Consider the following 24,381-nt stretch of genomic DNA (forward strand, 5'->3'; position numbering starts at 1 on the left):
ATTCCATTATTCAACGCAGCGCCATTTAAAGGGACAGATAATGGAATCGCTCTCAGAGAGAACCACAGCAGGCTACCAGCAAATCCACGACGGCATTATTCATCTGGTCGATAGCGCCCGGACGGAAACGGTACGTAGCGTTAACGCACTGATGACCGCGACATACTGGGAAATTGGCCGACGAATTGTCGAATTTGAACAAGGCGGTGAGGCCAGGGCTGCGTATGGTGCGCAGCTAATCAAGCGACTATCAAAGGATTTAAGTCTAAGGTATAAGCGTGGGTTCTCTGCAAAAAACTTACGCCAAATGAGGCTTTTTTACCTCTTTTTTCAACATGTTGAATTTCGCCAGACAGTGTCTGGCGAATTAACACCATTGGGAATTCCGCAGACACCGTCTGCAGAATTCCCATCGGCAAAGATTTGGCAGACGCTGTCTGCCAAATCTTTCCCCCTGCCCTGGTCCACCTACGTCCGTTTACTTTCCGTTAAAAACCCTGATGCCCGCAGCTTTTATGAAAAAGAGACGCTCCGCTGTGGTTGGTCTGTCCGCCAGCTAGAGCGGCAAATTACGACCCAATTTTATGAGCGAACACTACTGTCACATGACAAATCAGCCATGCTGCAACAACACGCTCCTGCCGAGATGCATATTCTTCCGCAACAGGCGATACGCGATCCCTTTGTGCTCGAATTTCTGGAGTTGAAAGATGAATACTCAGAATCTGATTTTGAGGAGGCGCTGATCAACCACCTGATGGATTTCATGCTGGAACTTGGGGATGATTTTGCCTTTGTTGGTCGGCAGCGAAGGTTACGCATTGATGACAACTGGTTTCGGGTCGATCTGCTGTTTTTCCACCGCCGTTTACGCTGCCTGCTAATCGTCGATCTAAAAGTGGGCAAATTCAGCTATAGCGATGCCGGACAGATGAATATGTATCTCAACTACGCCAAAGAGCACTGGACACTACCGGATGAAAATCCGCCCATCGGTCTGGTTCTCTGTGCAGAGAAAGGAGCCGGCGAAGCGCATTATGCACTGGCTGGTTTGCCTAACACCGTTCTGGCGAGTGAATATAAGATGCAACTACCTGATGAAAAACGACTCGCGGATGAACTCGTTCGAACACAGGCGGTGTTAGAGGAAGGCTATAGACGCCGTTAATTTCAGCGGTTTCGAATTCTCCAGACACTGTCTGGAGAATCTTTAAAACGAACTAAGTTTTAAGCCATTAAATCAGCCTTAACCTTCACCACAACCTTTTTAATCTCACCAGGTTCGCCGACAACGCATCCTGGTTTATGCGGTTCTCCCGGCATAAACACGGCGAACATTCCCGGTTTTAAGATGATGGCTTGCTCGTTCTCAATGGCGCTGCAAAGCTGGTAATCATCCTCATGGTGGAACTCTTCACACTGACGCGCAGTGCCTGCCGTGCCAAACAGAATCCGTTCCTCACCGTTTAATAACAGCTGGATATCAATGTATTGCTCGTGCAGCTCCGCTTTTTTCTCAACGGGCGATTGAGTGTTAAACGTCATGACATTCATAAAGATATTGTCGCCCTGTAATTCGTAACGACCCGGTGCTTTTTCTTGCGGCCTGGCGGCTAAGGCTAGTGTTAACGCGTCCTGTAACGCAGGATGCAATCCGGCAGACGGTAACGACTGTACTTCACCCATTATCATAATTTTTCTCCCTGGGCCAACAACGCAGCCCCAAGTAAACCTGCATCGTGGCGGTAGTGCGCCGCCAGTAAATCAACATGAAATGCCGCTGGCTCCTGCGCCAGATACGTTTCCACCAACGCCAGATACCCTTCTGCCAGACCAACGCTGCCACCGACCACTACGCACTGGCAATCAGTTGTGGCTTTAATATCAGCGATCAGCCTTGCCAGCACATGTGCGGAGCAGTGAATCAGTTGCTGCGCCTGCTCATCGCCCTGCCCGGCGCGTGTGAAAATAGTTCTCGCATCCGCGCCCGCCAGTTCACCCTGCGCTGCCGCTGCAATACCGCGACCAGAAGCAATCGCTTCCACACAACCAGTGCGTCCACAGCCGCAGACTGGACCATGAGGATCAGCCAGCGTATGCCCGATGTGCCCCGCCAGACCGCCAGGGCCGGTGAGCAGTTTGCCGCCGCTCACTACACCGCCGCCAACACCAGTGGAAACGGTGATAAACACCATCTCGGTTATATCGCCTTCCAGCGCCTGATACTCCGCCCACGCTGCGGCCTGCGCGTCGTTAATGGCAATGGTCGGCAAATCGGTAAGTTGTTCCAAAGTTTTGACTAACGGAAAGTGTAGCAATCCACCGAGATTATGCGGATTCAGCGCCAGCAGGCTGCCGTCGCGAATAATTCCGGTTGAAGCGATAGCAACCCGCTGCGCATGAACTTGCAACGGAGAGACTAATGCGGATAAGGCATCATGCAAGGCTTCTGGTGTCTGGCTGGCTGGCGTAGGAAGTTCACGACGATCGCGGATCTGCCCATCAGCGCCAATCAGCGCGGCGGCAAGTTTAGTACCGCCGATATCAATCGCCAGTGTGGTCATAGCACCGCCTTTTTCATCGCTGTGTTGTACCACTGACAAATGTGTTCAAGACGCGTAATGGCAGAACCGACCGTCACCGCCCACGCGCCGTGGCGCATCGCATCTGCCGCCTGAGCAGGCGTGTTGTAACGCCCTTCGGCAATCACCCGACATCCGGCGTCGCTCAACGTTTTCACCAGCGCCAGATCCGGCTCTTCTGGCGTTTCAGGCGTGGTATAGCCAGAAAGCGTAGTGCCAATAATTTCGGCTCCCAGCTTTTGGCATGCCAGGCCGTCTTCCGGCGTTGAGCAGTCGGTCATCGCCAGTAAACCGTGATGGTGAATACGTGCCAGCAGCGTTTCAACAGGCACCGGACGCGGTCGGTCGGTGCCGTCAATGGCGATAATGTCCGCGCCCGCCTGCGCCAGCGCATCAACATCTTCAATATAGGCCGTGATGCGTACCGGAGAATCCTCCAGATCGCGTTTCACAATCCCGATAATTGGCACGCTCACCACCGCACGCGTGGCTTGCAGATTTGCCACACCTTCAATGCGAATGGCAACCGCGCCCGCCTGTTCTGCCGCTAATGCCATGGCGGCGACGATTTCGGGTTTATCGAGCGGGCTGTCCGGAACCGGCTGGCAGGAGACAATCAGGCCACCGTTAGCAGCGATTTTTTGATCCAGTTGTGCAAGTAACGACATACATCTTCCCTTAGCGAAAGGCCCGGTACAGAGACCGGGCAACAGGATTAACTTTTGGTTTTGACTAAATCGTTTTTGGCGCGGCCAAATGGCACGGCACCGCTAAATGGTTTGCCGTCGATAGCGTCATGAGTACGCAATGCTTCCGGGCGCAGCCAACGCTGAACGCGGGAAGGCATATCCAGACCAATCAGCAGGATCACCACAAATGTCAGACTGAACGAGAGCGATGCCAGCGCAGTACCCAGATCCAGACGTTGAGCGATCAACGCGCCGATGATTGGGGCCAGTGCACCGCCCAATGCGCCGACGTTGTAGGTAAAGCCCAGGCCCGCTGCACGCTGGTCGGTATCGAAATAACCGCCAATCAGTTTCGGTAAGATCCCGGCGATCCCTTGTCCAAGCATTTGCTGGAAGAACAGTAACAGACCGAGCACCCAGACGTTTGCGCCGCCAATCGCAAATACCGGAATAATCAGCAGCTGCGAGGCCAGCAGACTACAAACGTACGCTTTGCGGGTTCCCAGCCAGTCACCGAGGAAGCCACCGACGCAGCACCCCACCGCCGCGCCAAAGCCACTAAAGAACAGCACATTGGCGACAGTATGCGGGTCATAAGCCAGATCGGTTTTCAGATACGTTGGCAGCAGCGCCTGAATCGGCCATGAGTAGAGGAAAGCAAACAACACGACCACCATCAGCATTACGCCCGTTGGCCAGCGTTTGCCCGTACTCTGCACCATAAAGCTGATAAAGATTGCGGCGCATAACAGCCCGAGTACAGCGACGATTGCGGCATTTTGCAGGTTACCGGCGAAGCAGAACCACAGCGCAGTAGCCGCCGCCAGCGTCATTACGATATTGGCAATGCGATGTTCACCACGGTAAAGAATGTCTACCATCGTGCGTACTGGTGCTTTACCCCCGTGTTTCTCTTTCCAGTCTTCCGCTTCCGGGATGTTTTTACGCAGCCAGAGAGCAAAGATGATTGGCAAAATGCCGATAAAGAACAGCGCTCTCCAGCCCCAGACCGGAACCACCAGACTATAGACCTGAGCGGCAACGACGGCCCCCACAGAGAAGCCTGAAATCAAAAAACCACTGGCTTTGTTACGCAGATGTTTTGGCCAGCTTTCAATGACATAGGTGGCGCTGGAACCGTATTCACCCGCCATCCCCATGCCGATGACCAGACGCGCGATAAACATGGTGATGTAGCCTGGCGCAAAGCCGCAGGCCAGCGTCCCGGCCGAGAAGAGAACGATGCTGGTGACCATTGCCAGACGACGCCCGTAGCGGTCACCCATAGCGCCGAGCATCAGGCCGCCGAACCAGCGAGAGATAAAGGCTGCGGAGATCAGACTTGCCGCCTGCACCGTCGTCAGCCCGAATTCACCCTGTACTTCGGTGAGTACCAGGGCGATTAAAACGAAATCAAAACCGTCAAGCAGATATCCCAACCAGGCAGCGGAAAATGCGCGCCATTGTGCACGGTTGAGATGGCGATACCACGGGATATTCTGGGTTGTAGTACTCATTGTGAGTCTCCCGCGGTGGGCGATGCCCACACGCTTTGGTATGAAAATTGTAGGGTACAGATGCGTTTATTTCCCCTCACCCGGTAGGGGCGAGCGAGGGGAAAACAACTCACCCGCGCTCTTGCATCAACTGCTGGGCCAGCGCCTTCAGTTCTGGCAGATATTTTTCATCTACCGGTCCAAACGGTTTGCGGCACAGCGGCACAGAAACGACATCCATATAATGCAGGACAGTTTTCAGGCCGCGGAATACGCCCGTTTTGATCAGTAAATCAATGACTTTGTTGCACTCAGTTTGCAGTTTCTGCGCGGTCTGGATATCGCCTTCTTTCAGCGCCTTCACGATCCCCTGATATCGCCAGCCCATGATGTTGTAAGTACTGCCGATACCACCATCAGCGCCTGCCAGCAAGCCGGAAGCGAAGATTTCGTCGTAACCGTTATAGAGCACCAGATCAGGATGTTCACGACGGATCTGTTCCATCTGATAGAGATCGCCAGAAGTCTGTTTCAGCGCACCGACGCCAGGCAACGTAACCAGGGTGTTGATCTGATCCAGGGTCAGTTTTACCCCACTCAGGGCTGGAATGTTGTACACCACCATCGGCAAACCATCCGCCGAATCAATAATTGCCCGATAGTGATCGCAGTGTTCTTCAAAGCTGAAAGGATAGTAGAACGGCGTGACGGCGGAGACGGCATCGAAGCCATAACGTTTAGCCGATGCCGCAAGTTGTTGGCTTTCGGCGGTGCTGACGCAACCGACGTGGGCGATGAGTTTAATCTTACCTTTCGCCTCTTCAGCGACGATTTCCAGTACCTGTTCACGCTCGGAAAGGCTTTGTACAAAGGCTTCGCCGGTAGAACCACCCACGTATAAACCGTCGATGCCCTGCTGAATATTGAACTGAACCAGGCGACGCAGACTCGCTTTATCCAGTGCTTGTTGTTGATCAAAAGGAGTCAGGAGTGCGGCCATTACGCCACGTAAATTCGTTGCCATAAATACCTCTGAAGTGATGCTTATCTGATAAACGATATACCTTTATACCTGTTATACCAGATCAATTAAGCAACACCCCATACAGAAAGCTTATAATGCGATCTGCTTCACTAAAGTGGCATTATTTCTTTTTGTTGGTGGTCTGACCGAAGGCGTGCCAGGTAGCAGAGACGCTGTTGAGATGCGATTGCAACGCACGATCGGCTTCATCGGGATCGTGGCGGCGGATCGCGTCAACGATCGCAATATGCTGTTGATAGCTAACGTTGTTATGCTCGTGCAGAGCCTGATCAGCCACGGTTGGACGTGCGGCGATCAGCCAGTCGAGCAAGGCAACGTGGATCGCCATGAAGATTGGGTTACCGGGGATCTCCGCCAGCACGCGGTGGAAATCAACGTCTGAACGAATGAATGCCGCGTTGTTATCCAGCGACTGACTGTTGATTTCCAGTGCTTTTGCCAGCAAATCGATTTGCTCATCGGTGGCGTGTTCAGCCGCATAGCGCACCAGGCTGGATTCAAAGAACAGACGTAATTGTTCGAAATGGGCAATCCCGCCAGGATGAGAAAGGAAATCTTTCGCCATGCCGGAAAGCTCGCCGATGATGGTGTCCGCAGAAGGACGTGAGACGCGAGCGCGTTCGCCGTTGTTTATCTGCACCAGACCTTTGCGTTTTAACGCTGCCAGCGCTTCGCGCACCGAAGGACGCCCGACGTTAAAGAACGCCATCAGTTCGCGTTCAGACGGTAATTGTTCACCTTCGCCAAATTCACGACGGCGGATCATCTGTTCCAGCTCTTCTTCCACCATTTCGGAGAGTTTTTTACGCGCCAGCGGGCGGCTGCGTAAGTTGCGGCCAATTGCAGGTGAAGAATCTTCGGTTTGCGAATCAAATGCGTTCATAAGGCCCATTCTGTAAGGTCAGTGTGATTAACATCATCAGTGACATCCTATCACAGGATTGAAAGTAGGGGGAAATGGCGGGGTTTTCTCTTTGTGCCTCATCATTACTATAATTAACTGAATAATTAACTATTGCGAAAAATTAATGTAACGCAGATAAAAACATCCCGATTGAATTATTCATAAGACTATTAACAAGTATTATGAATATTATGAATGTGTTCTTACAAAATAATCATAAGCGCATATTTTTTAATGAAAAATCACCTCATCTACAATTAAAAACACGACATCCGCACCATAAATAGCCTTGCAAAAAATATAACATCATTGTTTTCAATCTGCCGTTTATGGGATTGACCATTTTCTTTTGACACGGAGTTCAACAATGTTCGGCATAATTATATCTGTCATCGTATTAATTACGATGGGCTATTTGATCCTGAAAAACTACAAACCTCAGGTGGTGCTGGCTGCCGCAGGTATCTTCCTGATGATGTGCGGTGTCTGGTTAGGGTTCGGTGGTGTGCTCGATCCCGCCAAAAGCAGCGGCTACTTGATCGTCGATATTTATAATGAAATCCTGCGCATGCTGTCCAACCGCATTGCTGGATTGGGGCTGTCGATTATGGCAGTGGGCGGTTATGCCCGCTATATGGAGCGCATAGGGGCAAGTCGCGCGATGGTGAGCTTGTTAAGCCGCCCGTTAAAACTCATTCGCTCGCCGTATATTATTCTGTCGGCAACTTACGTCATCGGCCAAATCATGGCGCAGTTTATTACCAGCGCCTCCGGTCTGGGTATGTTGCTGATGGTCACCTTATTTCCGACGCTGGTGAGTCTGGGAGTAAGTCGTCTCTCTGCGGTGGCGGTTATCGCAACCACCATGTCCATTGAGTGGGGGATTCTGGAAACGAACTCCATTTTTGCTGCCCAGGTCGCAGGAATGAAAATTGCCACTTACTTCTTCCACTACCAGCTTCCGGTCGCCTCTTGCATCATTATCTCGGTGGCGATCTCCCACTTTTTCGTGCAACGCGCTTTCGACAAAAAAGATAAAAATATCAATCACGAACAGGCAGAGCAAAAAGCTCTCGATAATGTCCCGCCGCTCTATTACGCCATTTTACCGGTGATGCCGTTAATCCTGATGCTCGGCTCGCTGTTCCTTGCCCACGTCGGGCTGATGCAGTCAGAACTGCATCTGGTGGTGGTGATGTTACTGAGTTTGACGGTGACGCTGTTTGTTGAGTTCTTCCGCAAGCATAACTTGCGCGAAACAATGGACGATGTGCAGGCGTTTTTTGACGGCATGGGTACGCAGTTTGCCAACGTGGTAACGCTGGTGGTCGCGGGTGAAATATTTGCGAAAGGCTTAACGACGATTGGCACTGTCGATGCGGTTATCAGGGGGGCGGAGCATTCTGGTCTGGGCGGTATTGGCGTGATGATTATTATGGCGCTGGTCATTGCCATTTGTGCCATTGTGATGGGCTCAGGCAATGCGCCGTTTATGTCATTTGCCAGTCTTATTCCGAATATCGCAGCCGGACTACATGTACCAGCGGTTGTAATGATTATGCCGATGCATTTTGCCACGACGCTAGCGCGCGCTGTTTCGCCGATTACTGCGGTGGTGGTCGTTACGTCAGGAATTGCAGGCGTTTCGCCTTTTGCGGTAGTGAAGCGGACAGCGATCCCCATGGCAGTCGGTTTCGTGGTGAATATGATTGCCACTATCACGCTATTTTATTAAGCGATTAAAAAGACAAAACAGGCCGCCAGGGCCTGTTTTTGTATTACTTCACAACGCGTAATGCCGGTCGACCACCGCGTGGTGGCTGCGGTGGTTCATCGTCAGGATGAGTGTCATCATCGTGATCTGGCTTGTCGCCATCAATAACCGACATAACGGTTTCGTTGTCTGCCGATGCCTCTTCATCATTCATGATGCTGGCATCTTCATCGTAGGCAGCTTCAGGTTCAAACATCGTGCCTGCGCCATTTTCACGGGCGTAGATAGCCAGCACGGCAGCCAGCGGCACAGAAACCTGACGCGGAATGCCACCAAAGCGCGCGTTAAAGCGCACCTCATCATTCGCCAGTTCCAGATTGCCGACAGCTCGCGGCGCAATGTTGAGTACGATTTGCCCGTCACGCGCATATTCCATAGGAACCTGCACGCCAGGGAGCGTCACATCCACCACCAGGTGCGGCGTGAGCTGGTTATCCAGCAACCACTCATAGAATGCACGCAGCAGATAGGGACGACGTGGTGTTAGCTGTGACAAATCCATACAGATTAACTCCGGCCCAGACGCATTTCACGTTCAGCTTCAGTTAAAGAAGCAAGGAAAGAGTCACGCTCAAAGACGCGGGTCATATAGCCTTTCAGCTCTTTCGCACCCGGGCCGCTGAACTCGATGCCCAGTTGCGGCAGACGCCACAGCAGAGGAGCAAGGTAGCAATCGACCAGGCTGAACTCATCGCTCAGGAAGTACGGCTTCTGACCGAAGACCGGCGCAATCGCCAGCAGTTCTTCGCGCAGTTGCTTACGTGCGGCATCGGCTTCAGAAGCTGAACCGTTGATGATGGTGTTCATCAGCGTGTACCAGTCTTTTTCGATGCGATGCATGTACAGACGGCTTTCACCGCGAGCTACCGGGTAAACAGGCATCAGTGGCGGATGCGGGAAACGCTCATCCAGATATTCCATAATGATGCGAGATTCCCACAGGGTCAGCTCACGATCCACCAGGGTCGGAACGCTCTGATTCGGGTTGAGGTCAATCAGATCCTGAGGCGGATTGTCCTTTTCCACGTGTTCGATCTCGAAACTTACACCTTTCTCAGCCAGCACAATGCGGACCTGATGGCTATAGATGTCAGTAGGACCGGAAAACAGCGTCATTACCGAACGTTTGTTGGCAGCGACAGCCATGAAAACCTCCAGGTATAGTCAGAATTTTTACTGCTACCAGCCACCAGGTGGCCAGTCAGAAGTTGTGTTACCCAGTAAGGAACGACTCTCTTTGTTCGAAAATCAAACAAAAAATGAGCAATACCCGACATTTGGGCAGAAAATTGGATGATAGTTTACCAGATTTTGCGACCTTTGTGGTGAGTCGATGCCGGAAATGGGGAAAAAGAGATGCGCTTTAGTCTGAAATAGTTGACTTAGTCCCTTATTGGCGATGTGGTTTTTGTTTTACCTGTCTGTCAGGTGGCAGCAAAAAGCAACTTCCCATTTTTTACGCTGATGCAGATTTTAGCCATAAAAAAACCCGCCGAAGCGGGTTTTTTCGCAAATTGTTTTCTGCCGGAGCAGAAGCCAATTAACGTTTGGAGAACTGCGGACGACGACGTGCTTTACGCAGACCGACTTTCTTACGTTCAACCTGACGAGCGTCACGAGTAACGAAGCCAGCTTTACGCAGTTCAGAACGCAGGGACTCGTCGTATTCCATCAGAGCGCGGGTGATACCGTGACGGATCGCACCAGCCTGACCAGAGATACCACCACCTTTAACGGTGATGTACAGGTCCAGTTTCTCAACCATGTCGACCAGTTCCAGCGGCTGACGAACTACCATGCGAGCAGTTTCACGACCAAAGTACTGTTCCAGAGAACGTTGGTTGATTACGATTTTACCGTTGCCCGGTTTGATGAAAACGCGAGCTGCGGAACTTTTGCGGCGACCAGTGCCGTAGTATTGATTTTCAGCCATTGCCTATAATCCCGATTAGATGTCAAGAACTTGCGGTTGCTGTGCCGCGTGGTTGTGCTCGTTACCCGCGTAAACTTTCAGTTTACGGAACATAGCACGACCCAGCGGGCCTTTTGGCAACATGCCTTTAACCGCGATTTCAATCACACGCTCAGGACGGCGAGCAATCATCTCTTCAAAGGTCGCTTGTTTGATACCACCGATGTGGCCGGTGTGGTGATAGTACACTTTGTCAGTACGCTTGTTGCCGGTTACAGCAACTTTGTCAGCGTTCAGAACGATGATGTAATCACCGGTATCTACGTGCGGAGTGTATTCCGCTTTGTGCTTACCGCGCAGGCGACGAGCCAGTTCAGTAGCCAGACGGCCCAGAGTTTTACCGGTCGCGTCAACAACATACCAGTCGCGTTTTACGGTTTCTGGTTTAGCTGTAAAAGTTTTCATTAAAAGCTTACCCAATAAAAAGTTACACGTTGGTGAACACCCAAACGTCTTCAATTGTTGAGGTTCACACGACAAAGTCCGGCAAACCTACCCCTTCGAATAGCCTATGCCAGCACACAAAAAGTTTTGGGAAAAAAACTTTCTTGTAACGTGGGGTCGCAGGATTATAGAGAAGTCGGGGTCAAAGATCGACCCCTTTTTGTGATTTGTGGCAGGTTTTAACCCGCCAAATGCTCGCGCTTCAGATACTCTTCGCTTTGCATCTCTTGCAGACGTGACAGGCAACGCTGGAACTCAAATTTCAGCCGCTCGCCCTGATAAATGTCATATAGCGGCACTTCTGCACTCACCACTAATTTGACATGGCGCTCGTAAAACTCATCCACCAGCGCAATAAAACGTCGCGCTTCGCTCTCCATCAACCGCGTCATAACTGGTACATCAAACAACATGACTGTGTGAAAGAGGCGTGAGAGCGCAATATAGTCATGCTGACTGCGGGCGTCGACGCACAGCGTAGTAAAAGAGACCGCCAGCGTCTGGTTCTCGACGCCCATTGTCGCCAGCGGCCGATGGTTGATTTCTAATGTCGGTGAATTTTCTCGTTTCGCCCCCGCCAGCGCCAACCATAGTTTATCCATTTGCGCCCGGGTTTCATCGTTGAGGGGCGAAAGCCACAGATGCGCCTGAGTGAGTGTACGCAGTCGATAATCAACACCAGCGTCCACGTTCATTACATCACAATGCTGTTTAATGGCATCGATTGCAGGCAAAAAACGCGCACGTTGCAGGCCATTTCGATAAAGTTCGTCCGGCGGAATATTTGACGTCGCTACCAGGGTAATACCGCGGGCGAACAGGGCTTTCATCAGACCGCCAAGTAGCATGGCATCGGTAATATCAGAAACAAAAAATTCGTCAAAACAGAGCACGTCAGTTTCTGCTTTAAAGCGATCGGCAATAATTTCCAGCGGATCGGTCTGCCCCTGCAAAGCAGTTAGCTCTTCATGTACCCGCAGCATAAAACGGTGAAAGTGCAGACGCTGTTTCCGCTCTCCCGGCAGGCTTTGATAGAAAAGGTCCATCAGCCAGGTTTTCCCGCGTCCTACACCGCCCCACATATATAAGCCACGCACTGGCGTATGCTTTGTGTCTTCGCGTTTACCCCACAGCTTACCGACCCGCGCCATTAGCCCACTCGTCCTGGGGGCTGGAGGCGTGCTATTGATGAGTTCCTGATAAATAATTTCCAGGCGGCTGACGGCCTCTTTTTGAACGTCGTCGGGTTGATGGCTGCCTTCATTGAGCGCCTTCAGGTATTGCGATGTTGGGGTAACGCTTTGCATGATCTTATTGTTATTCCTTGAATAATCGGTGCGCCGTTGTTCACGGTTGACGAAAAAAAGGCCGTTCTACACTACGCGATATGCAGTCGGGATTCCACTTCTGTGGAATTAACGGTTATAGTGGCATAATCAGCCGCAGGCATGGAGCCTGAAGCCAACACCCTACGGAAACAAAAGACAACGGGAGATGTTCATGACCTGGGAATATGCGCTAATTGGGTTAGTCGTCGGCATCATTATTGGTGCTGTGGCCATGCGTTTTGGTAATCGTAAACTACGCCAGCAACAGGCGTTGCAGTACGAACTGGAAAAGAATAAAGCTGAACTGGACGAGTATCGCGAAGAACTGGTTAGCCACTTTGCCCGCAGCGCGGAATTACTGGATACCATGGCGCACGACTATCGCCAGCTGTATCAGCACATGGCGAAAAGCTCCAGTAGCCTGCTGCCGGAACTGTCTGCGGAAGCAAACCCGTTCCGTAATCGTCTGGCAGAGTCTGAAGCCAGCAACGATCAGGCACCGGTGCAAATGCCTCGCGACTATTCTGAAGGCGCATCCGGCCTGCTGCGTACTGGCGCGAAGCGCGACTAATTTATTTTTCGGGCGCAGCCATTGCGCCCTCCTCTTCTCTCCCTCCCCGACTATCATTTAATCTGGTGTCTCATTGTTAGCCGTCTGAAAATTCAATAACATCAAACTGTTTTGAATCTCTTTTCTTATCATTCAGGTACGAGAGCAGGAATAATGAAAAAACAAACCCAGCTGTTGAGTGCATTAGCGTTAAGTGTCGGGTTAACTCTCTCGGCGTCATTTCAGGCCGTTGCGTCGATTCCAGGCCAGGTTGCCGATCAGGCCCCTCTCCCCAGTCTGGCCCCAATGCTGGAAAAAGTGCTTCCGGCAGTGGTGAGCGTACGGGTGGAAGGAACGGCCAGTCAGGGACAGAAAATCCCGGAAGAATTCAAAAAGTTTTTTGGTGATGATTTACCGGATCAACCTGCACAACCCTTCGAAGGTTTAGGCTCCGGTGTCATCATCAACGCCAGTAAAGGCTATGTGCTGACCAACAACCATGTGATTAATCAGGCACAGAAAATCAGTATTCAGCTCAATGATGGGCGCGAGTTTGATGCAAAACTGATTGGTAGCGATGACCAGAGCGATATCGCCCTGTTGCAAATTCAAAACCCGAGCAAATTAACGCAAATCGCTATTGCCGACTCCGATAAATTGCGCGTCGGTGATTTTGCCGTGGCGGTCGGTAACCCATTTGGCCTTGGGCAAACCGCTACCTCTGGCATTGTGTCAGCATTAGGCCGCAGTGGGTTGAATCTTGAAGGTCTGGAAAACTTTATCCAGACAGATGCTTCCATTAACCGCGGTAACTCCGGCGGTGCACTGTTAAACCTTAACGGTGAGTTAATTGGCATCAACACGGCAATCCTTGCGCCTGGCGGTGGGAGCGTCGGGATTGGATTTGCCATCCCCAGTAATATGGCGCGAACACTGGCGCAGCAGCTTATCGATTTCGGTGAAATCAAACGCGGTCTGTTAGGCATCAAAGGCACCGAGATGAGTGCCGATATCGCCAAAGCCTTCAATCTTGACGTGCAGCGTGGCGCGTTTGTCAGCGAAGTGTTGCCAGGTTCTGGCTCGGCAAAAGCGGGCATCAAAGCGGGCGATATTATTACCAGCCTCAACGGCAAACCGCTGAATAGCTTTGCTGAGTTGCGCTCTCGTATCGCAACCACCGAGCCGGGCACGAAAGTGAAGCTTGGCCTGCTGCGTAACGGCAAACCACTGGAAGTAGAAGTGACGCTCGATACCAGCACCTCTTCGTCGGCCAGCGCTGAAATGATCACGCCAGCGCTTGAAGGTGCAACGTTGAGCGATGGTCAGCTAAAAGATGGCGGCAAAGGTATTAAGATCGATGAGGTTGTCAAAGGAAGCCCAGCTGCTCAGGCAGGCTTGCAAAAAGACGATGTGATCATTGGCGTCAACCGCGATCGGGTGAACTCGATTGCTGAAATGCGTAAAGTGCTGGCGGCAAAACCGGCCATCATCGCCCTGCAAATTGTACGCGGCAATGAAAGCATCTATCTGCTGATGCGTTAATGTCGTAAACCGGGCATCAGGCTGACGTGTGATGTCCGGTTAACTCGTGGTATGCTGCTGCCGTTCCCTTTTTTAACGATGCCTCCATCATGTTTGTGAAGCTCTTACGTTCCGTTGCGATTGGATTAATTGTCGGCGCTATTTTGCTGGTTGCCATGCCTTCGCTGCGCAGCCTTAACCCGCTTTCCACTCCGCAATTTGACAGTACCGATGAGACGCCTGCCAGCTATAATCTGGCGGTTCGCCGCGCCGCGCCAGCGGTGGTTAACGTTTACAACCGTGGTTTGAACACCAACTCTCACAACCAGCTTGAGATCCGCACCCTGGGATCCGGTGTAATCATGGATCAACGCGGGTATATCATCACCAATAAACACGTGATCAACGACGCCGATCAGATCATCGTCGCCTTACAGGATGGACGTGTTTTTGAAGCGTTACTGGTTGGCTCTGACTCTCTAACCGATCTGGCGGTGCTGAAAATTAACGCCACAGGCGGTTTACCAACGATTCCGATCAATCCACGCCGCGTACCGCACATTGGCGATGTGGTTCTGGCGATCGGTAACCCGTACAACCTCGGGCAGACCATTACCCAGGGGATTATCAGTGCCACGGGTCGAATCGGTCTGAACCCGACCGGGCGGCAAAACTTCCTGCAAACCGATGCTTCCATTAACCACGGTAACTCTGGCGGCGCGCTGGTGAACTCGCTGGGCGAACTGATGGGCATTAACACGCTGTCGTTTGATAAGAGTAACGATGGCGAAACGCCGGAAGGTATCGGCTTTGCGATTCCTTTCCAGTTAGCGACCAAAATTATGGATAAACTGATCCGTGATGGCCGTGTGATCCGTGGCTACATTGGCATTGGTGGACGTGAGATCGCCCCATTACATGCGCAGAGTGGCGGCATGGATCAACTGCAAGGGATCGTGGTTAACGAAGTGTCGCCTGATGGCCCAGCGGCAAATGCAGGCATCCAGGTCAACGATCTGATTATCTCTGTGAATAACAAACCCGCTATTTCCGCCCTGGAGACAATGGATCAGGTCGCGGAAATTCGCCCTGGTTCGGTGATCCCGGTTGTCGTGATGCGTGACGATAAACAGTTAACATTGCAGGTCACCATTCAGGAATATCCGGCAACCAATTAAGTCGTGCGCTCAAAACAAAAAACCGGAGTCTGTGCTCCGGTTTTTTATTATCCGCTAATCAATTACTTATTAACGAACTCTTCGCCCAGGGCGATATCTTTCTTCAGCGTATCCAGCATACCTTCCAGCGCGTTCTGTTCAAATGCGCTCAGGGTACCGATAGATTTACGCTCTTCCACGCCGTTTTTACCCAGCAGCAGCGGTTGAGAGAAGAAACGTGCGTACTGACCGTCGCCTTCAACGTAGGCACATTCGACAACGCCTTGTTCGCCCTGCAGTGCGCGAACCAGAGACAGACCAAAACGTGCAGCTGCCTGGCCCATAGACAGGGTTGCAGACCCGCCACCGGCTTTCGCTTCAACCACCTCAGTACCCGCGTTCTGGATACGTTTGGTCAGATCAGCCACTTCCTGCTCGGTAAAGCTAACGCCAGGAACCTGTGACAGCAGCGGCAGAATGGTAACACCAGAGTGACCGCCAATAACCGGCACTTCAACTTCGCCTGGCTGTTTGCCTTTCAGTTCCGCAACAAAGGTGTTGGAACGAATGATATCCAGCGTGGTAACGCCGAACAGTTTGTTTTTGTCATAAACACCGGCTTTTTTCAGCACTTCAGCAGCAATCGCAACTGTGGTGTTAACCGGGTTAGTGATAATACCAATGCACGCTTTCGGGCAGGTTTTCGCAACTTGCTGTACCAGGTTTTTCACGATGCCGGCGTTAACGTTAAACAGGTCGGAACGATCCATACCCGGTTTACGCGCTACACCTGCAGAGATAAGAACGACATCTGCGCCTTCCAGCGCCGGAGTCGCATCTTCACCAGAAAAACCTTTGATTTTCACAGCAGTAGGGATATGGCTCAGATCGACAGCCACACCGGGAGTCACTGGAGCGATATCATACAGAGAGAGTTCTGAACCTGAAGGCAGTTGGGTTTTTAACAGTAGTGCAAGCGCCTGGCCAATACCGCCAGCAGCGCCGAGGACTGCGACTTTCATCCTAAACTCCTTATTATATTGATAAACTAAGATATGTTGCTCCGCTGCCGCGACCTTAATCCACAAAATTGCCGTTTACAATGACCACATCTCAAGAATGTGTAGTCACGCAAGTTTAGCGTTTATGCATTTAATTGCCGTAATCAGGAACCTAACTTACGTAATTAACAGTCGCTTATGCATTAGCGCAACATTCCAACAGGTGGTGACAATATACCCTACCGTTCAGCCAAAACAACATCAATTTGATAACAATTAATTTACTTTTAAGCAGAATTTGCATGCCGTGACGCAGGCATGTTTCTCAATAACGAAATTTGATAAAATCCCGCTCTTTCATAACATTATTTCAGCCTTCTTCAGGGCTGACTGTTTGCATAAAAATTCATCTGTATGCACAATAATGTTGTATCAACCACCATATCGGGTGACTTATGCGAAGCTCGGCTAAGCAAGAAGAACTAGTTAAAGCATTTAAAGCATTACTTAAAGAAGAGAAATTTAGCTCCCAGGGCGAAATCGTCGCCGCATTGCAGGAGCAAGGCTTTGACAATATTAATCAGTCTAAAGTCTCGCGGATGTTGACCAAGTTTGGTGCTGTACGTACACGCAATGCCAAAATGGAAATGGTTTACTGCCTGCCAGCTGAACTGGGTGTACCAACCACCTCCAGTCCATTGAAGAATCTGGTGCTGGATATCGACTACAACGATGCAGTTGTCGTGATTCATACCAGCCCTGGCGCGGCGCAGTTAATTGCTCGCCTGCTGGACTCACTGGGCAAAGCAGAAGGTATTCTGGGCACCATCGCTGGCGATGACACCATCTTTACTACCCCTGCTAACGGTTTCACCGTCAAAGACCTGTACGAAGCGATTTTAGAGCTGTTCGACCAGGAGCTTTAATCTCTGCCCCGTCGCTTCTGGCGGCGGGGAAAATGTTGCTTTTCCCTCTCACCCCCCCTGCTTTCTCCTGCGATTAATTTAACGAATAGTGCGTTTTATCGTGACATATTATTCACATAATGAATACATGGGTTAAAAAAAGCACATTATGCAAAATTCATTATCTAATTGAAAAGAATAGAATTAATAATAAATAATCGTGTTTTTAATTCTTTTTTGTTATTAAAACTCACATTTTTAACACTTAGTATCAACTGAAACAGTTAGCGTGGTATTAATTAGTTCAATAATTAGTGTATACTTGATTTTGTGATATGGGTCACGAAACAAAGGCCCAGCTAAAAGATTATGTCGAGGTAAAAATCATGAAAATCAAAACCACTGTTGCTGCATTAAGCGTACTTTCTGTTCTCTCTTTCGGTGCATTCGCTGCCGACTCCATTGATGCTGCACAAGCACAAAATCGTGAAGCAATCGGGACCGTATCCGTAAGTGGTGTGGCGTCTTCGCCAATGGATATGCGTGAAATGCTGAACAAAAAAGCGGAAGAGAAAGGCGCAACGGCCTACCAGATTACTGAAGCTCGTAGTGGTGACACCTGGCACGCTACGGCTGAACTGTACAAATAAACCCTCATCGTCTTGTCCGACGATATTGCCCCCGGTTCGGGGGCTTTTTTTGCGCTAATGACGAACATTAAAACGCAAATGCCCTTCCAGCTCTTCCTCTGCCTCATCAAACAGCAATATTAACGCGCCAAAACGGCGACGCGTTTTCTCTCCCAGATGAACAAATTCAATCTCAAGTGGTAGCGGCAGGACATCGTTCATTAACACATCCCATAGTGAGTCGAGATCGCGTACCTTATCTTTCGCCAGACCAAAGGTTTGGCTAAAGTCACGATAAAAATCCTCCTGACTCTCAATCTCATCAAAATCAAAGGTATAAATATTCATCTGTTGCCACCGTCACGTTTCGCGGCGAGTTCTGCCGTTCATCGCTAAGTATAGCCATGAAAAAACCGACGCTTTTGGCGTCGGTTTTGACTTAACTATCGGTCAACGCATGTTGATACTTATGGAGCATCCCCGCCAGCCGATGAACCGGTTCCGTCACCTGCGGTGGCGCTTGCCAGATGCGTAGCTTTTCCTGGTAGATTTCAAGTTCTTCCAGCAACTGGCCAAAGTACCGACGACGTTTATCATCGCTACGGGCAGATATCACATGGTCTGCTGTGCGGCGCATTTGTCGGTGAAACGCCGATAAATCCTCGTTAACCGGGATCGGCGCATCACGCAGGCGCTGGTGCGCGATAATCATCGTCAGCGCCAGGCGAAATTTCGGCAAATCCCCTGGGAACTTATTCATCAGCAAAAACAGCTGCTGATAAAGTGCCGGGAGGTGATTCTCTTTACGACGTGCCACATTGGTAGTCATCGCGGAAACAGCGGCAGAAACAAACTGATTAAGCAGTACACGTCCAGTCCTGTCGCGCGATTTATCCCGCACCAGCAAAATAACGGTGAACGCGAGCACACAGCCGACGATTTGCCCTAATGCGCTGTCGAGAAACTGACTGAAATGGAAAGTCATCGGGTTATCCAGCACGATAATATTTATGGTGCTGGCCAGCGCCCCCATCGAGCCCAGTCGCCGTTTCTGTACTTCTATACCGAGGAAAAATCCCAGCACTGCCAGGCTAATACACAGCAATAACATGCTTTGTTGGGTATTAGGGATAATCACCAAAAAGTAGAGCAGCCCTAACGGCAGCGCCGCCAGCGTCCCATAGATAAAGTCGATCGCCACCATGCGTGGATTCGGCAAACGCATTGCCAGTGACGTCACGACCGCAATCATCACCATTGCACCACTGCCGGAAGTCCAGCCCGTCCACAGCCAGAAAAGCGTCCCCAGAATGCAGGAAAGTGTGGTTCGCCAGAAGTTAACCATCGCATGATGACGTTCGGCTGACTCTACTTTGACTTCCGGTTCGCCTTGCAGGATCTCTTCTTCAGTAGCGTTGATTTTTGTGTTACTGATAACGCCGCGCTTGAGAAGCTGATAACGCGTTGCCGCCGCGACCCAGCTATAAATGGTGACAGGCGTTTCCCGTTCCCCGGTCCAGGCGATAACTCTCCGCAGGCGTTTGAGCTGCTTGTGGACGTCCTGCGCGGTTTCTACCGGCGTGTCAAAAAATTCGCGGAAAGTATCAGTGATCAATTCCGGGCGCGTATTCTGAATAAGATAAGTTTCGCAGGATTGGGTAATCAGCGTCAGCGATAGCGTATTGATCGCTTTTAAACGTCGATTGGCCCGCGCCCAGCGGGAAGATTCCATATTCAGGTTGCTGCGCATACCTTGTAACGCCGTGGTGCGTCGCACCAGATCGCCCCAGGCTTTATCGACAACTTCACCATCGCCATGTTTGATACAGAGTTGCATTAATTGATATTGCGCGACCAGCAAACTTTCCAGCTCTCGATCCACTTCTTGTTTGATCGATCGCGGAGAAAAGAGCAAATCCGCCATAATCGCACACACAATACCGATAACGATCTCGCTACAACGTTCGACGGCAAACTGCGGCGTAAGCAATGGTTCCGGCTGAATGGTGATCACAATGATCAGCGCGGTATAACCGGCCAGCCCCCACGCATACGAGTTTTCTATTCGTACCAGCGAGGATATCCAGGTACAAAAACCGGCCCAGATACAGCACACCAGAATCATCAATAATGGTGCGCGGATCATCGCAATGATGATTACCAGTCCAGCAATACAGCCAATAAATGTGCCGATGATGCGCAAAAAGCCACGATAGCGAATAGCGCCAGAATACGGTTCACCTCCCGCAGCAAAGGCCGGACCGGCGGCAACAATCGCCGCTGTCAGTACCGCCCAGCGTGGCGTTTCCAGCTGGAAGTGAAAGCCAACAAACAGCGCCAGTACAATGGCGGTCGCCAGTTTTACCGCAAAGCGAATATGTTGATTAGCAATGGAGAAAATACCCATCGTGATTAACCAAACTCACGCAGGCGATGGGCCATTTTACGGAAGAACGAATCCTGGCTTTCGTCGCGATCTTGTTTGCCAGTGACCACCACTGTAGCAGTGGTGCCCGCAGGCCAGATGTTCTCTTGCTGGTTGTCGAGACGAATACGTACCGGAACACGTTGCGCCAAACGTACCCATTCAAGGTTAGAGTCGATGGTCGCCATCCCTTTGTCGTCACGCGTGCTGCTGGCGTTGGTGACCCCTGCGGCAACACTATCAACAGTCCCTTTCAGCACTTTGTTACTGCCAAGCGGCGTGATCTCCGCACGATACCCAGGGCGCACCCCTTCCAGCTTAGTTTCTTCCATATAGGCCAGTACATAGAAGGAGTTCTGTTTCACCAGCGCAACCGCCGTTGATCCTCGAGTAATAAACTCACCGATATAGACGTTGAGGTTGGTCACCCAGCCATCTGCTGGCGCGCGGATGACTGTACGTTCAAGATCCAGTTTTGCCAGATCACGGGTCGCCTGCGCTTTCGCTAACTGATGCAGAACCGTTTGTAGTACGTTGTTGGCCTGATCGATCTCTTCGCGAGACATCGCCTGCACACCGAGACGGTTACGACGTCCTGCCTCCTGGCGTTTCTCCTGTGCCAGTACCTGATAATAAGCAACATCGGCTTGCGCTTCCTCAAGCGCCTTTTGATAGCGCGGCTGGTCGATGGTGAACAGTACCTGTCCTTTTTTCACCAGCTGGTTATCATGAACATTCACCTGGGTAATGAGTCCAGAAACGTCCGGCGCGATCGCAACGACGTCAGCGCTAAAGCGCGCGTCACGCGTCCACGGGGATTCGGTGTAATAGACCCAGGCATTAAAAATTGCGATGAAGGCCAGAATGACTAATACGACCGTGATGGCCGTACGGGAGAATTTTCTTATTAGTGTTTTCACTTCAACCTCAAACGAACAGTCGCGATATCAAATAAAACAAGCAGCAATAGAGCGCGGTGTTGAACAACGCCGGATGCCAGACAAAGTCGTAGATACCTGTTGGCACAAGTACCCGGCGCACCAGCCAGAAAATCGCCAGTGATAAAAGCAATTCAAAAAATATCGGTGGGAAGGACAGCCCAAACACCACGATAACGGGAAACAGACTCATGTTGACCTTGGTTGTATAGAGAGAGCAGGCGTTATTATTTTCAGCATCTGTCGCCGCAGAGAAGGGCATGGAAAGCCGGGCGAGAGCAACATTGCTGTAGATTGATATTTAATATATTAGCGTAACTGTTATGCTGTTATCTATATTATGTGATCTAAATCACTTTTAAGTCAGAGTGAATAATGGAACGACTAAAACGCATGTCGGTGTTTGCCAAAGTAGTTGAATTTGGCTCTTTTACCGCCGCCGCCAGACAGCTACAGATGAGCGTTTCGTCCATCAGTCAGACGGTGTCAAAACTGGAAGATGAGTTACAGGTAAAGCTGTTAAACCGTAGTACACGCAGCATTGGCCTGACTGAAGCCGGCAGAATTTACTACCAGGGCTGCCGTCGGATGCTCCATGAAGTGCAGGATGTTCATGAGCAACTGTATGCCTTCAATAACACCCCCATCGGGACGCTGCGCATTGGCTGTTCTTCAACTATGGCACAAAATGTTCTCGCCGGGCTGACAGCAAAAATGCTGAAAGAATACCCAGGTTTGAGCGTCAATCTGGTTACCGGAATTCCTGCCCCCGACCTGATTGCCGATGGTCTGGATGTGGTGATCCGCGTCGGCGCGTTGCAGGATTCCAGCCTGTTTTCCCGCCGTCTGGGCGCGATGCCGATGGTGGTGTGCGCCGCGAAAAGCTATCTCACACAATACGGCATACCGGAAAAACCCGCCGATTTGAGTAGTCATTCATGGCTTGAATACAGCGTGCGGCCCGACAATGAATTTGAACTGATCGCACCGGAAGGGATCTCGACTCGCCTGATCCCACAAGGAAGATTTGTGACTAATGATCCGATGACGCTGGTGCGCTGGCTGACGGCGGGTGCCGGGATCGCCTACGTGCCGCTGATGTGGGTGATCAACGAGATCAATCGTGGGGAACTGGAGATCCTGCTGCCGCGTTATCAGTCAGATCCACGCCCGGTTTATGCGTTATATACCGAAAAAGATAAGCTGCCGCTGAAGGTACAGGTCGTGATCAACTCGCTGACGGATTATTTTGTTGAGGTCGGTAAATTGTTTCAGGAGATGCACGGGCGCGGGAAAGAGAAGTAATTCATATTGTACTGTTACGTTGTACAAACCTGTGCCAACGGGTTCCCCTCACCCTAACCCCAGAGGAGCGAGGGGACCGTTCGTGCACGTAGAAAGATTAATTATCCTTCTGAAAATACTGAAATTATTACGCAGTACCGCCAACAGTCAGGTTATCGACTTTCAACGTTGGCTGGCCCACGCCAACCGGCAAACTTTGCCCTTCTTTACCGCAGACACCCACGCCGTTATCCAGTTTCAGGTCGTTACCCACCATCGAAATCTGCTGCATGGTTTCGATACCGGAACCAATCAACGTTGCGCCTTTCACCGGCTTCGTTACTTTACCGTTTTCAATCAGATATGCTTCTGAAGTGGAGAAAACGAATTTGCCGGAGGTGATATCCACCTGACCGCCACCAAAGTTCGGTGCATAGATACCGTACTCAACGGATTCAATAATTTCCTGCGGGGTCGATTTACCCGGCAGCATATAGGTGTTGGTCATACGCGGCATGGGCAGATGGGCGTAGGATTCACGGCGACCGTTGCCAGTCGGCGTCATCCCCATCAAACGCGCGTTGAGTTTATCCTGCATGTAGCCTTTCAGGATGCCATTCTCAATCAGCACGTTGTACTGGCCTGGCGTACCTTCGTCATCAATCGCCACCGAACCACGGCGATCGACCATCGTGCCATCATCAACCACGGTACACAGTTCTGAAGCCACCAACTCCCCGACCTGTCCACTAAATACTGAAGTGCCACGGCGGTTGAAGTCGCCTTCCAGACCGTGACCCACCGCTTCATGCAACAGCACGCCCGGCCAACCTGCGCCAAGTACTACCGGCATGGTGCCCGCTGGTGCAGCAACGGCAGAAAGATTGACCAGCGCCATACGCACTGCTTCTTTTGCCCACGCATCCGCACGGACTTCGCCATCGAGATCGGCAAGGAAGAACTCATAACCAAAACGACCGCCGCCACCACTGGCACCGCGTTCGCGTTTGCCATCTTCTTCGACCAAAACGCTCACGGAAAGACGCACCAGCGGACGGACATCCGCCGCTAGTGTGCCGTCGGTGGCCGCAACCAGAATTAATTCATAGACACCACTGAGGCTGGCAGTCACTTCCTGTACGCGCTTGTCCGCTTCGCGGGCAACCTTATCGACGCGACGCAGGATATCCAACTTCTCTTCACGGCTCATGCTTTGCAGCGGATCTACCGAGGTATATAACGGGCTATGCTCTACAGCGCCCAGCGTCTGTACTTTGCCATCACCACTATCACGGACGATGGTGCGCGCCGCTTGTGCACTCTGTTCCAGCGCCAGCAGGCTGATTTGGTCAGCATAAGCAAATCCGGTTTTTTCACCACTGATTGCACGCACGCCAACGCCCTGATCGATGTTGTAAGAACCATCTTTAATAATACGGTCTTCTAAAACCCAGGATTCGTGATAGCTCGACTGAAAATAGAGATCGCCATAATCAAGGCGACGTTCGGCCAGTTGACCGAGGATCGCGAACAAGTCCTGATGTTTCAGGCCGTTCGCCGCTAGCAATTGTTCACTTACCAGGTTCAGACTCATCGTTTTTGCTACTCGTTAGTTACTGCAGTAGAGGATTTTTTACGGCTGCCGGATGCGGCGTGAACGCCCTGTCCGGCCTACGGTTATGTTCTGGCTCGTTGGCCTTTGGCAACGATTATCCTATGAGATTGGGGCAATTACGC

At 51.1% G+C, this 24,381-nt stretch carries 25 protein-coding genes; 8 read left to right on the forward strand and 17 right to left on the reverse strand.

Going from position 1 to position 24,381, the window contains the following annotated elements; all coding sequences use genetic code 11:
- Positions 1 to 40: 40 nt before the first annotated feature.
- Entirely contained in the window at positions 41 to 1,168 is a 1,128-nt protein-coding gene (locus ACJHWT_RS01195) for a YhcG family protein (RefSeq protein WP_000445162.1), read from the forward strand.
- A gap of 59 nt (positions 1,169 to 1,227) precedes the next feature.
- Here ACJHWT_RS01195 and nanQ read toward each other — a convergent pair whose 3' ends face one another.
- The 6 genes from nanQ to nanR all read right to left on the reverse strand — a co-directional run bounded on the left by nanQ (position 1,228) and on the right by nanR (position 6,704).
- Positions 1,228 to 1,692, reverse strand: coding sequence for an N-acetylneuraminate anomerase (gene nanQ / locus ACJHWT_RS01200; protein WP_000605257.1), 465 nt, complete (start codon positions 1,690 to 1,692; stop codon positions 1,228 to 1,230).
- Positions 1,689 to 2,564, reverse strand: coding sequence for an N-acetylmannosamine kinase (gene nanK / locus ACJHWT_RS01205; protein ID WP_000208991.1), 876 nt, complete (start codon positions 2,562 to 2,564; stop codon positions 1,689 to 1,691). The genes nanQ and nanK overlap by 4 nt, the downstream gene beginning before the upstream one ends.
- The gene (locus ACJHWT_RS01210; RefSeq protein WP_000054239.1) at positions 2,561 to 3,250 is read right to left on the reverse strand and encodes an N-acetylmannosamine-6-phosphate 2-epimerase; all 690 of its coding nucleotides are present in this window, start codon (positions 3,248 to 3,250) and stop codon (positions 2,561 to 2,563) included. The genes nanK and ACJHWT_RS01210 overlap by 4 nt, the downstream gene beginning before the upstream one ends.
- A 47-nt stretch (positions 3,251 to 3,297) precedes the next feature.
- On the reverse strand, positions 3,298 to 4,788 hold the full coding sequence (nanT, locus tag ACJHWT_RS01215; protein ID WP_000108472.1) for a sialic acid transporter NanT: 1,491 nt from the start codon (positions 4,786 to 4,788) through the stop codon (positions 3,298 to 3,300).
- A 109-nt stretch (positions 4,789 to 4,897) separates the two neighbouring features.
- Entirely contained in the window at positions 4,898 to 5,791 is an 894-nt protein-coding gene (gene nanA / locus ACJHWT_RS01220) for an N-acetylneuraminate lyase (protein ID WP_000224714.1), read from the reverse strand.
- A gap of 121 nt (positions 5,792 to 5,912) precedes the next feature.
- Entirely contained in the window at positions 5,913 to 6,704 is a 792-nt protein-coding gene (gene nanR / locus ACJHWT_RS01225) for a transcriptional regulator NanR (RefSeq protein WP_000523844.1), read from the reverse strand.
- A gap of 379 nt (positions 6,705 to 7,083) precedes the next feature.
- Here nanR and dcuC point away from each other — a divergent pair, with 379 nt between their 5' ends.
- Complete coding sequence (dcuC, locus tag ACJHWT_RS01230) at positions 7,084 to 8,451, forward strand: anaerobic C4-dicarboxylate transporter DcuC (RefSeq protein WP_000466981.1); 1,368 nt, start codon at positions 7,084 to 7,086, stop codon at positions 8,449 to 8,451.
- 43 nt (positions 8,452 to 8,494) lie between these two features.
- Here dcuC and sspB read toward each other — a convergent pair whose 3' ends face one another.
- The 5 genes from sspB to zapE form a co-directional block, all read right to left on the reverse strand.
- Complete coding sequence (gene sspB, locus ACJHWT_RS01235; protein WP_000366126.1) at positions 8,495 to 8,992, reverse strand: ClpXP protease specificity-enhancing factor; 498 nt, start codon at positions 8,990 to 8,992, stop codon at positions 8,495 to 8,497.
- A gap of 5 nt (positions 8,993 to 8,997) precedes the next feature.
- Positions 8,998 to 9,636, reverse strand: a complete 639-nt coding sequence (gene sspA, locus ACJHWT_RS01240; RefSeq protein ID WP_000257293.1) for a stringent starvation protein SspA — start codon at positions 9,634 to 9,636, stop codon at positions 8,998 to 9,000.
- Between the two features lie 394 nt (positions 9,637 to 10,030).
- Positions 10,031 to 10,423: a 30S ribosomal protein S9 gene (gene rpsI / locus ACJHWT_RS01245; protein WP_000829818.1), complete on the reverse strand. Its 393-nt coding sequence runs from the start codon at positions 10,421 to 10,423 to the stop codon at positions 10,031 to 10,033.
- Positions 10,424 to 10,438: 15 nt separating this feature from the next.
- Positions 10,439 to 10,867: a 50S ribosomal protein L13 gene (gene rplM / locus ACJHWT_RS01250; RefSeq protein ID WP_000847559.1), complete on the reverse strand. Its 429-nt coding sequence runs from the start codon at positions 10,865 to 10,867 to the stop codon at positions 10,439 to 10,441.
- 218 nt (positions 10,868 to 11,085) lie between these two features.
- Positions 11,086 to 12,213, reverse strand: a complete 1,128-nt coding sequence (zapE, locus tag ACJHWT_RS01255; RefSeq protein WP_001192339.1) for a cell division protein ZapE — start codon at positions 12,211 to 12,213, stop codon at positions 11,086 to 11,088.
- 193 nt (positions 12,214 to 12,406) lie between these two features.
- On the opposite strand from zapE, the gene zapG reads away from it, so the two are divergent.
- From zapG to degS, 3 genes are all read left to right on the forward strand, one after another.
- Positions 12,407 to 12,805: a Z-ring associated protein ZapG gene (zapG, locus tag ACJHWT_RS01260; RefSeq protein ID WP_001295270.1), complete on the forward strand. Its 399-nt coding sequence runs from the start codon at positions 12,407 to 12,409 to the stop codon at positions 12,803 to 12,805.
- A gap of 153 nt (positions 12,806 to 12,958) precedes the next feature.
- A complete protein-coding gene (gene degQ, locus ACJHWT_RS01265) occupies positions 12,959 to 14,326 on the forward strand; it encodes a serine endoprotease DegQ (protein ID WP_001316675.1) in 1,368 nt (455 codons plus the stop codon).
- 89 nt (positions 14,327 to 14,415) lie between these two features.
- Positions 14,416 to 15,483, forward strand: coding sequence for an outer membrane-stress sensor serine endopeptidase DegS (gene degS / locus ACJHWT_RS01270; RefSeq protein ID WP_000497726.1), 1,068 nt, complete (start codon positions 14,416 to 14,418; stop codon positions 15,481 to 15,483).
- 62 nt (positions 15,484 to 15,545) lie between these two features.
- On the opposite strand, the gene mdh is transcribed toward degS, so the two are convergent.
- On the reverse strand, positions 15,546 to 16,484 hold the full coding sequence (gene mdh, locus ACJHWT_RS01275) for a malate dehydrogenase (RefSeq protein WP_001295272.1): 939 nt from the start codon (positions 16,482 to 16,484) through the stop codon (positions 15,546 to 15,548).
- Between the two features lie 434 nt (positions 16,485 to 16,918).
- On the opposite strand from mdh, the gene argR reads away from it, so the two are divergent.
- Positions 16,919 to 17,389 carry a transcriptional regulator ArgR gene (argR, locus tag ACJHWT_RS01280; RefSeq protein WP_001257846.1) on the forward strand — a complete coding sequence of 157 codons (471 nt, stop codon included), beginning with the start codon at positions 16,919 to 16,921 and terminating at the stop codon, positions 17,387 to 17,389.
- A gap of 365 nt (positions 17,390 to 17,754) precedes the next feature.
- Entirely contained in the window at positions 17,755 to 18,018 is a 264-nt protein-coding gene (gene yhcN / locus ACJHWT_RS01285) for a peroxide/acid stress response protein YhcN (RefSeq protein WP_000695690.1), read from the forward strand.
- Positions 18,019 to 18,072: 54 nt separating this feature from the next.
- Here yhcN and ACJHWT_RS01290 read toward each other — a convergent pair whose 3' ends face one another.
- From ACJHWT_RS01290 to aaeX, 4 genes are all read right to left on the reverse strand, one after another.
- Complete coding sequence (locus ACJHWT_RS01290; RefSeq protein ID WP_001029013.1) at positions 18,073 to 18,345, reverse strand: barstar family protein; 273 nt, start codon at positions 18,343 to 18,345, stop codon at positions 18,073 to 18,075.
- Between the two features lie 91 nt (positions 18,346 to 18,436).
- On the reverse strand, positions 18,437 to 20,404 hold the full coding sequence (aaeB, locus tag ACJHWT_RS01295; RefSeq protein WP_000510962.1) for a p-hydroxybenzoic acid efflux pump subunit AaeB: 1,968 nt from the start codon (positions 20,402 to 20,404) through the stop codon (positions 18,437 to 18,439).
- 5 nt (positions 20,405 to 20,409) lie between these two features.
- Positions 20,410 to 21,342, reverse strand: coding sequence for a p-hydroxybenzoic acid efflux pump subunit AaeA (gene aaeA, locus ACJHWT_RS01300; protein WP_000854028.1), 933 nt, complete (start codon positions 21,340 to 21,342; stop codon positions 20,410 to 20,412).
- A 7-nt stretch (positions 21,343 to 21,349) separates the two neighbouring features.
- Complete coding sequence (gene aaeX, locus ACJHWT_RS01305) at positions 21,350 to 21,553, reverse strand: p-hydroxybenzoic acid efflux pump operon protein AaeX (RefSeq protein ID WP_000051841.1); 204 nt, start codon at positions 21,551 to 21,553, stop codon at positions 21,350 to 21,352.
- Between the two features lie 182 nt (positions 21,554 to 21,735).
- Here aaeX and aaeR point away from each other — a divergent pair, with 182 nt between their 5' ends.
- Positions 21,736 to 22,665 carry an HTH-type transcriptional activator AaeR gene (gene aaeR / locus ACJHWT_RS01310; protein ID WP_000440317.1) on the forward strand — a complete coding sequence of 310 codons (930 nt, stop codon included), beginning with the start codon at positions 21,736 to 21,738 and terminating at the stop codon, positions 22,663 to 22,665.
- Between the two features lie 127 nt (positions 22,666 to 22,792).
- Here aaeR and tldD read toward each other — a convergent pair whose 3' ends face one another.
- The gene (tldD, locus tag ACJHWT_RS01315) at positions 22,793 to 24,238 is read right to left on the reverse strand and encodes a metalloprotease TldD (protein ID WP_000055909.1); all 1,446 of its coding nucleotides are present in this window, start codon (positions 24,236 to 24,238) and stop codon (positions 22,793 to 22,795) included.
- Positions 24,239 to 24,381 lie beyond the last annotated feature (143 nt).

The sequence above is a fragment of the Escherichia sp. WS338 genome, from assembly GCF_046486405.1.
GTDB lineage: Bacteria > Pseudomonadota > Gammaproteobacteria > Enterobacterales > Enterobacteriaceae > Escherichia > Escherichia coli.

What these genes read in the sequence shown, in the direction of transcription:
- yhcN (WP_000695690.1), top strand. Translation starts at nt 17,755, where the DNA reads ATGAAAATCAAAACCACTGTTGCTGCATTAAGCGTACTTTCTGTTCTC.
- aaeR (WP_000440317.1), top strand. Translation starts at nt 21,736, where the DNA reads ATGGAACGACTAAAACGCATGTCGGTGTTTGCCAAAGTAGTTGAATTT.
- rpsI (WP_000829818.1), bottom strand. Translation starts at nt 10,423, where the DNA reads ATGGCTGAAAATCAATACTACGGCACTGGTCGCCGCAAAAGTTCCGCA.
- sspB (WP_000366126.1), bottom strand. Translation starts at nt 8,992, where the DNA reads ATGGATTTGTCACAGCTAACACCACGTCGTCCCTATCTGCTGCGTGCA.
- ACJHWT_RS01290 (WP_001029013.1), bottom strand. Translation starts at nt 18,345, where the DNA reads ATGAATATTTATACCTTTGATTTTGATGAGATTGAGAGTCAGGAGGAT.
- degS (WP_000497726.1), top strand. Translation starts at nt 14,416, where the DNA reads ATGTTTGTGAAGCTCTTACGTTCCGTTGCGATTGGATTAATTGTCGGC.
- dcuC (WP_000466981.1), top strand. Translation starts at nt 7,084, where the DNA reads ATGTTCGGCATAATTATATCTGTCATCGTATTAATTACGATGGGCTAT.
- mdh (WP_001295272.1), bottom strand. Translation starts at nt 16,484, where the DNA reads ATGAAAGTCGCAGTCCTCGGCGCTGCTGGCGGTATTGGCCAGGCGCTT.
- aaeB (WP_000510962.1), bottom strand. Translation starts at nt 20,404, where the DNA reads ATGGGTATTTTCTCCATTGCTAATCAACATATTCGCTTTGCGGTAAAA.
- ACJHWT_RS01195 (WP_000445162.1), top strand. Translation starts at nt 41, where the DNA reads ATGGAATCGCTCTCAGAGAGAACCACAGCAGGCTACCAGCAAATCCAC.
- degQ (WP_001316675.1), top strand. Translation starts at nt 12,959, where the DNA reads ATGAAAAAACAAACCCAGCTGTTGAGTGCATTAGCGTTAAGTGTCGGG.
- nanQ (WP_000605257.1), bottom strand. Translation starts at nt 1,692, where the DNA reads ATGATAATGGGTGAAGTACAGTCGTTACCGTCTGCCGGATTGCATCCT.
- aaeX (WP_000051841.1), bottom strand. Translation starts at nt 21,553, where the DNA reads ATGAGTCTGTTTCCCGTTATCGTGGTGTTTGGGCTGTCCTTCCCACCG.
- rplM (WP_000847559.1), bottom strand. Translation starts at nt 10,867, where the DNA reads ATGAAAACTTTTACAGCTAAACCAGAAACCGTAAAACGCGACTGGTAT.
- nanR (WP_000523844.1), bottom strand. Translation starts at nt 6,704, where the DNA reads ATGGGCCTTATGAACGCATTTGATTCGCAAACCGAAGATTCTTCACCT.
- nanK (WP_000208991.1), bottom strand. Translation starts at nt 2,564, where the DNA reads ATGACCACACTGGCGATTGATATCGGCGGTACTAAACTTGCCGCCGCG.
- zapE (WP_001192339.1), bottom strand. Translation starts at nt 12,213, where the DNA reads ATGCAAAGCGTTACCCCAACATCGCAATACCTGAAGGCGCTCAATGAA.
- sspA (WP_000257293.1), bottom strand. Translation starts at nt 9,636, where the DNA reads ATGGCTGTCGCTGCCAACAAACGTTCGGTAATGACGCTGTTTTCCGGT.
- argR (WP_001257846.1), top strand. Translation starts at nt 16,919, where the DNA reads ATGCGAAGCTCGGCTAAGCAAGAAGAACTAGTTAAAGCATTTAAAGCA.
- zapG (WP_001295270.1), top strand. Translation starts at nt 12,407, where the DNA reads ATGACCTGGGAATATGCGCTAATTGGGTTAGTCGTCGGCATCATTATT.
- nanT (WP_000108472.1), bottom strand. Translation starts at nt 4,788, where the DNA reads ATGAGTACTACAACCCAGAATATCCCGTGGTATCGCCATCTCAACCGT.
- tldD (WP_000055909.1), bottom strand. Translation starts at nt 24,238, where the DNA reads ATGAGTCTGAACCTGGTAAGTGAACAATTGCTAGCGGCGAACGGCCTG.
- ACJHWT_RS01210 (WP_000054239.1), bottom strand. Translation starts at nt 3,250, where the DNA reads ATGTCGTTACTTGCACAACTGGATCAAAAAATCGCTGCTAACGGTGGC.
- nanA (WP_000224714.1), bottom strand. Translation starts at nt 5,791, where the DNA reads ATGGCAACGAATTTACGTGGCGTAATGGCCGCACTCCTGACTCCTTTT.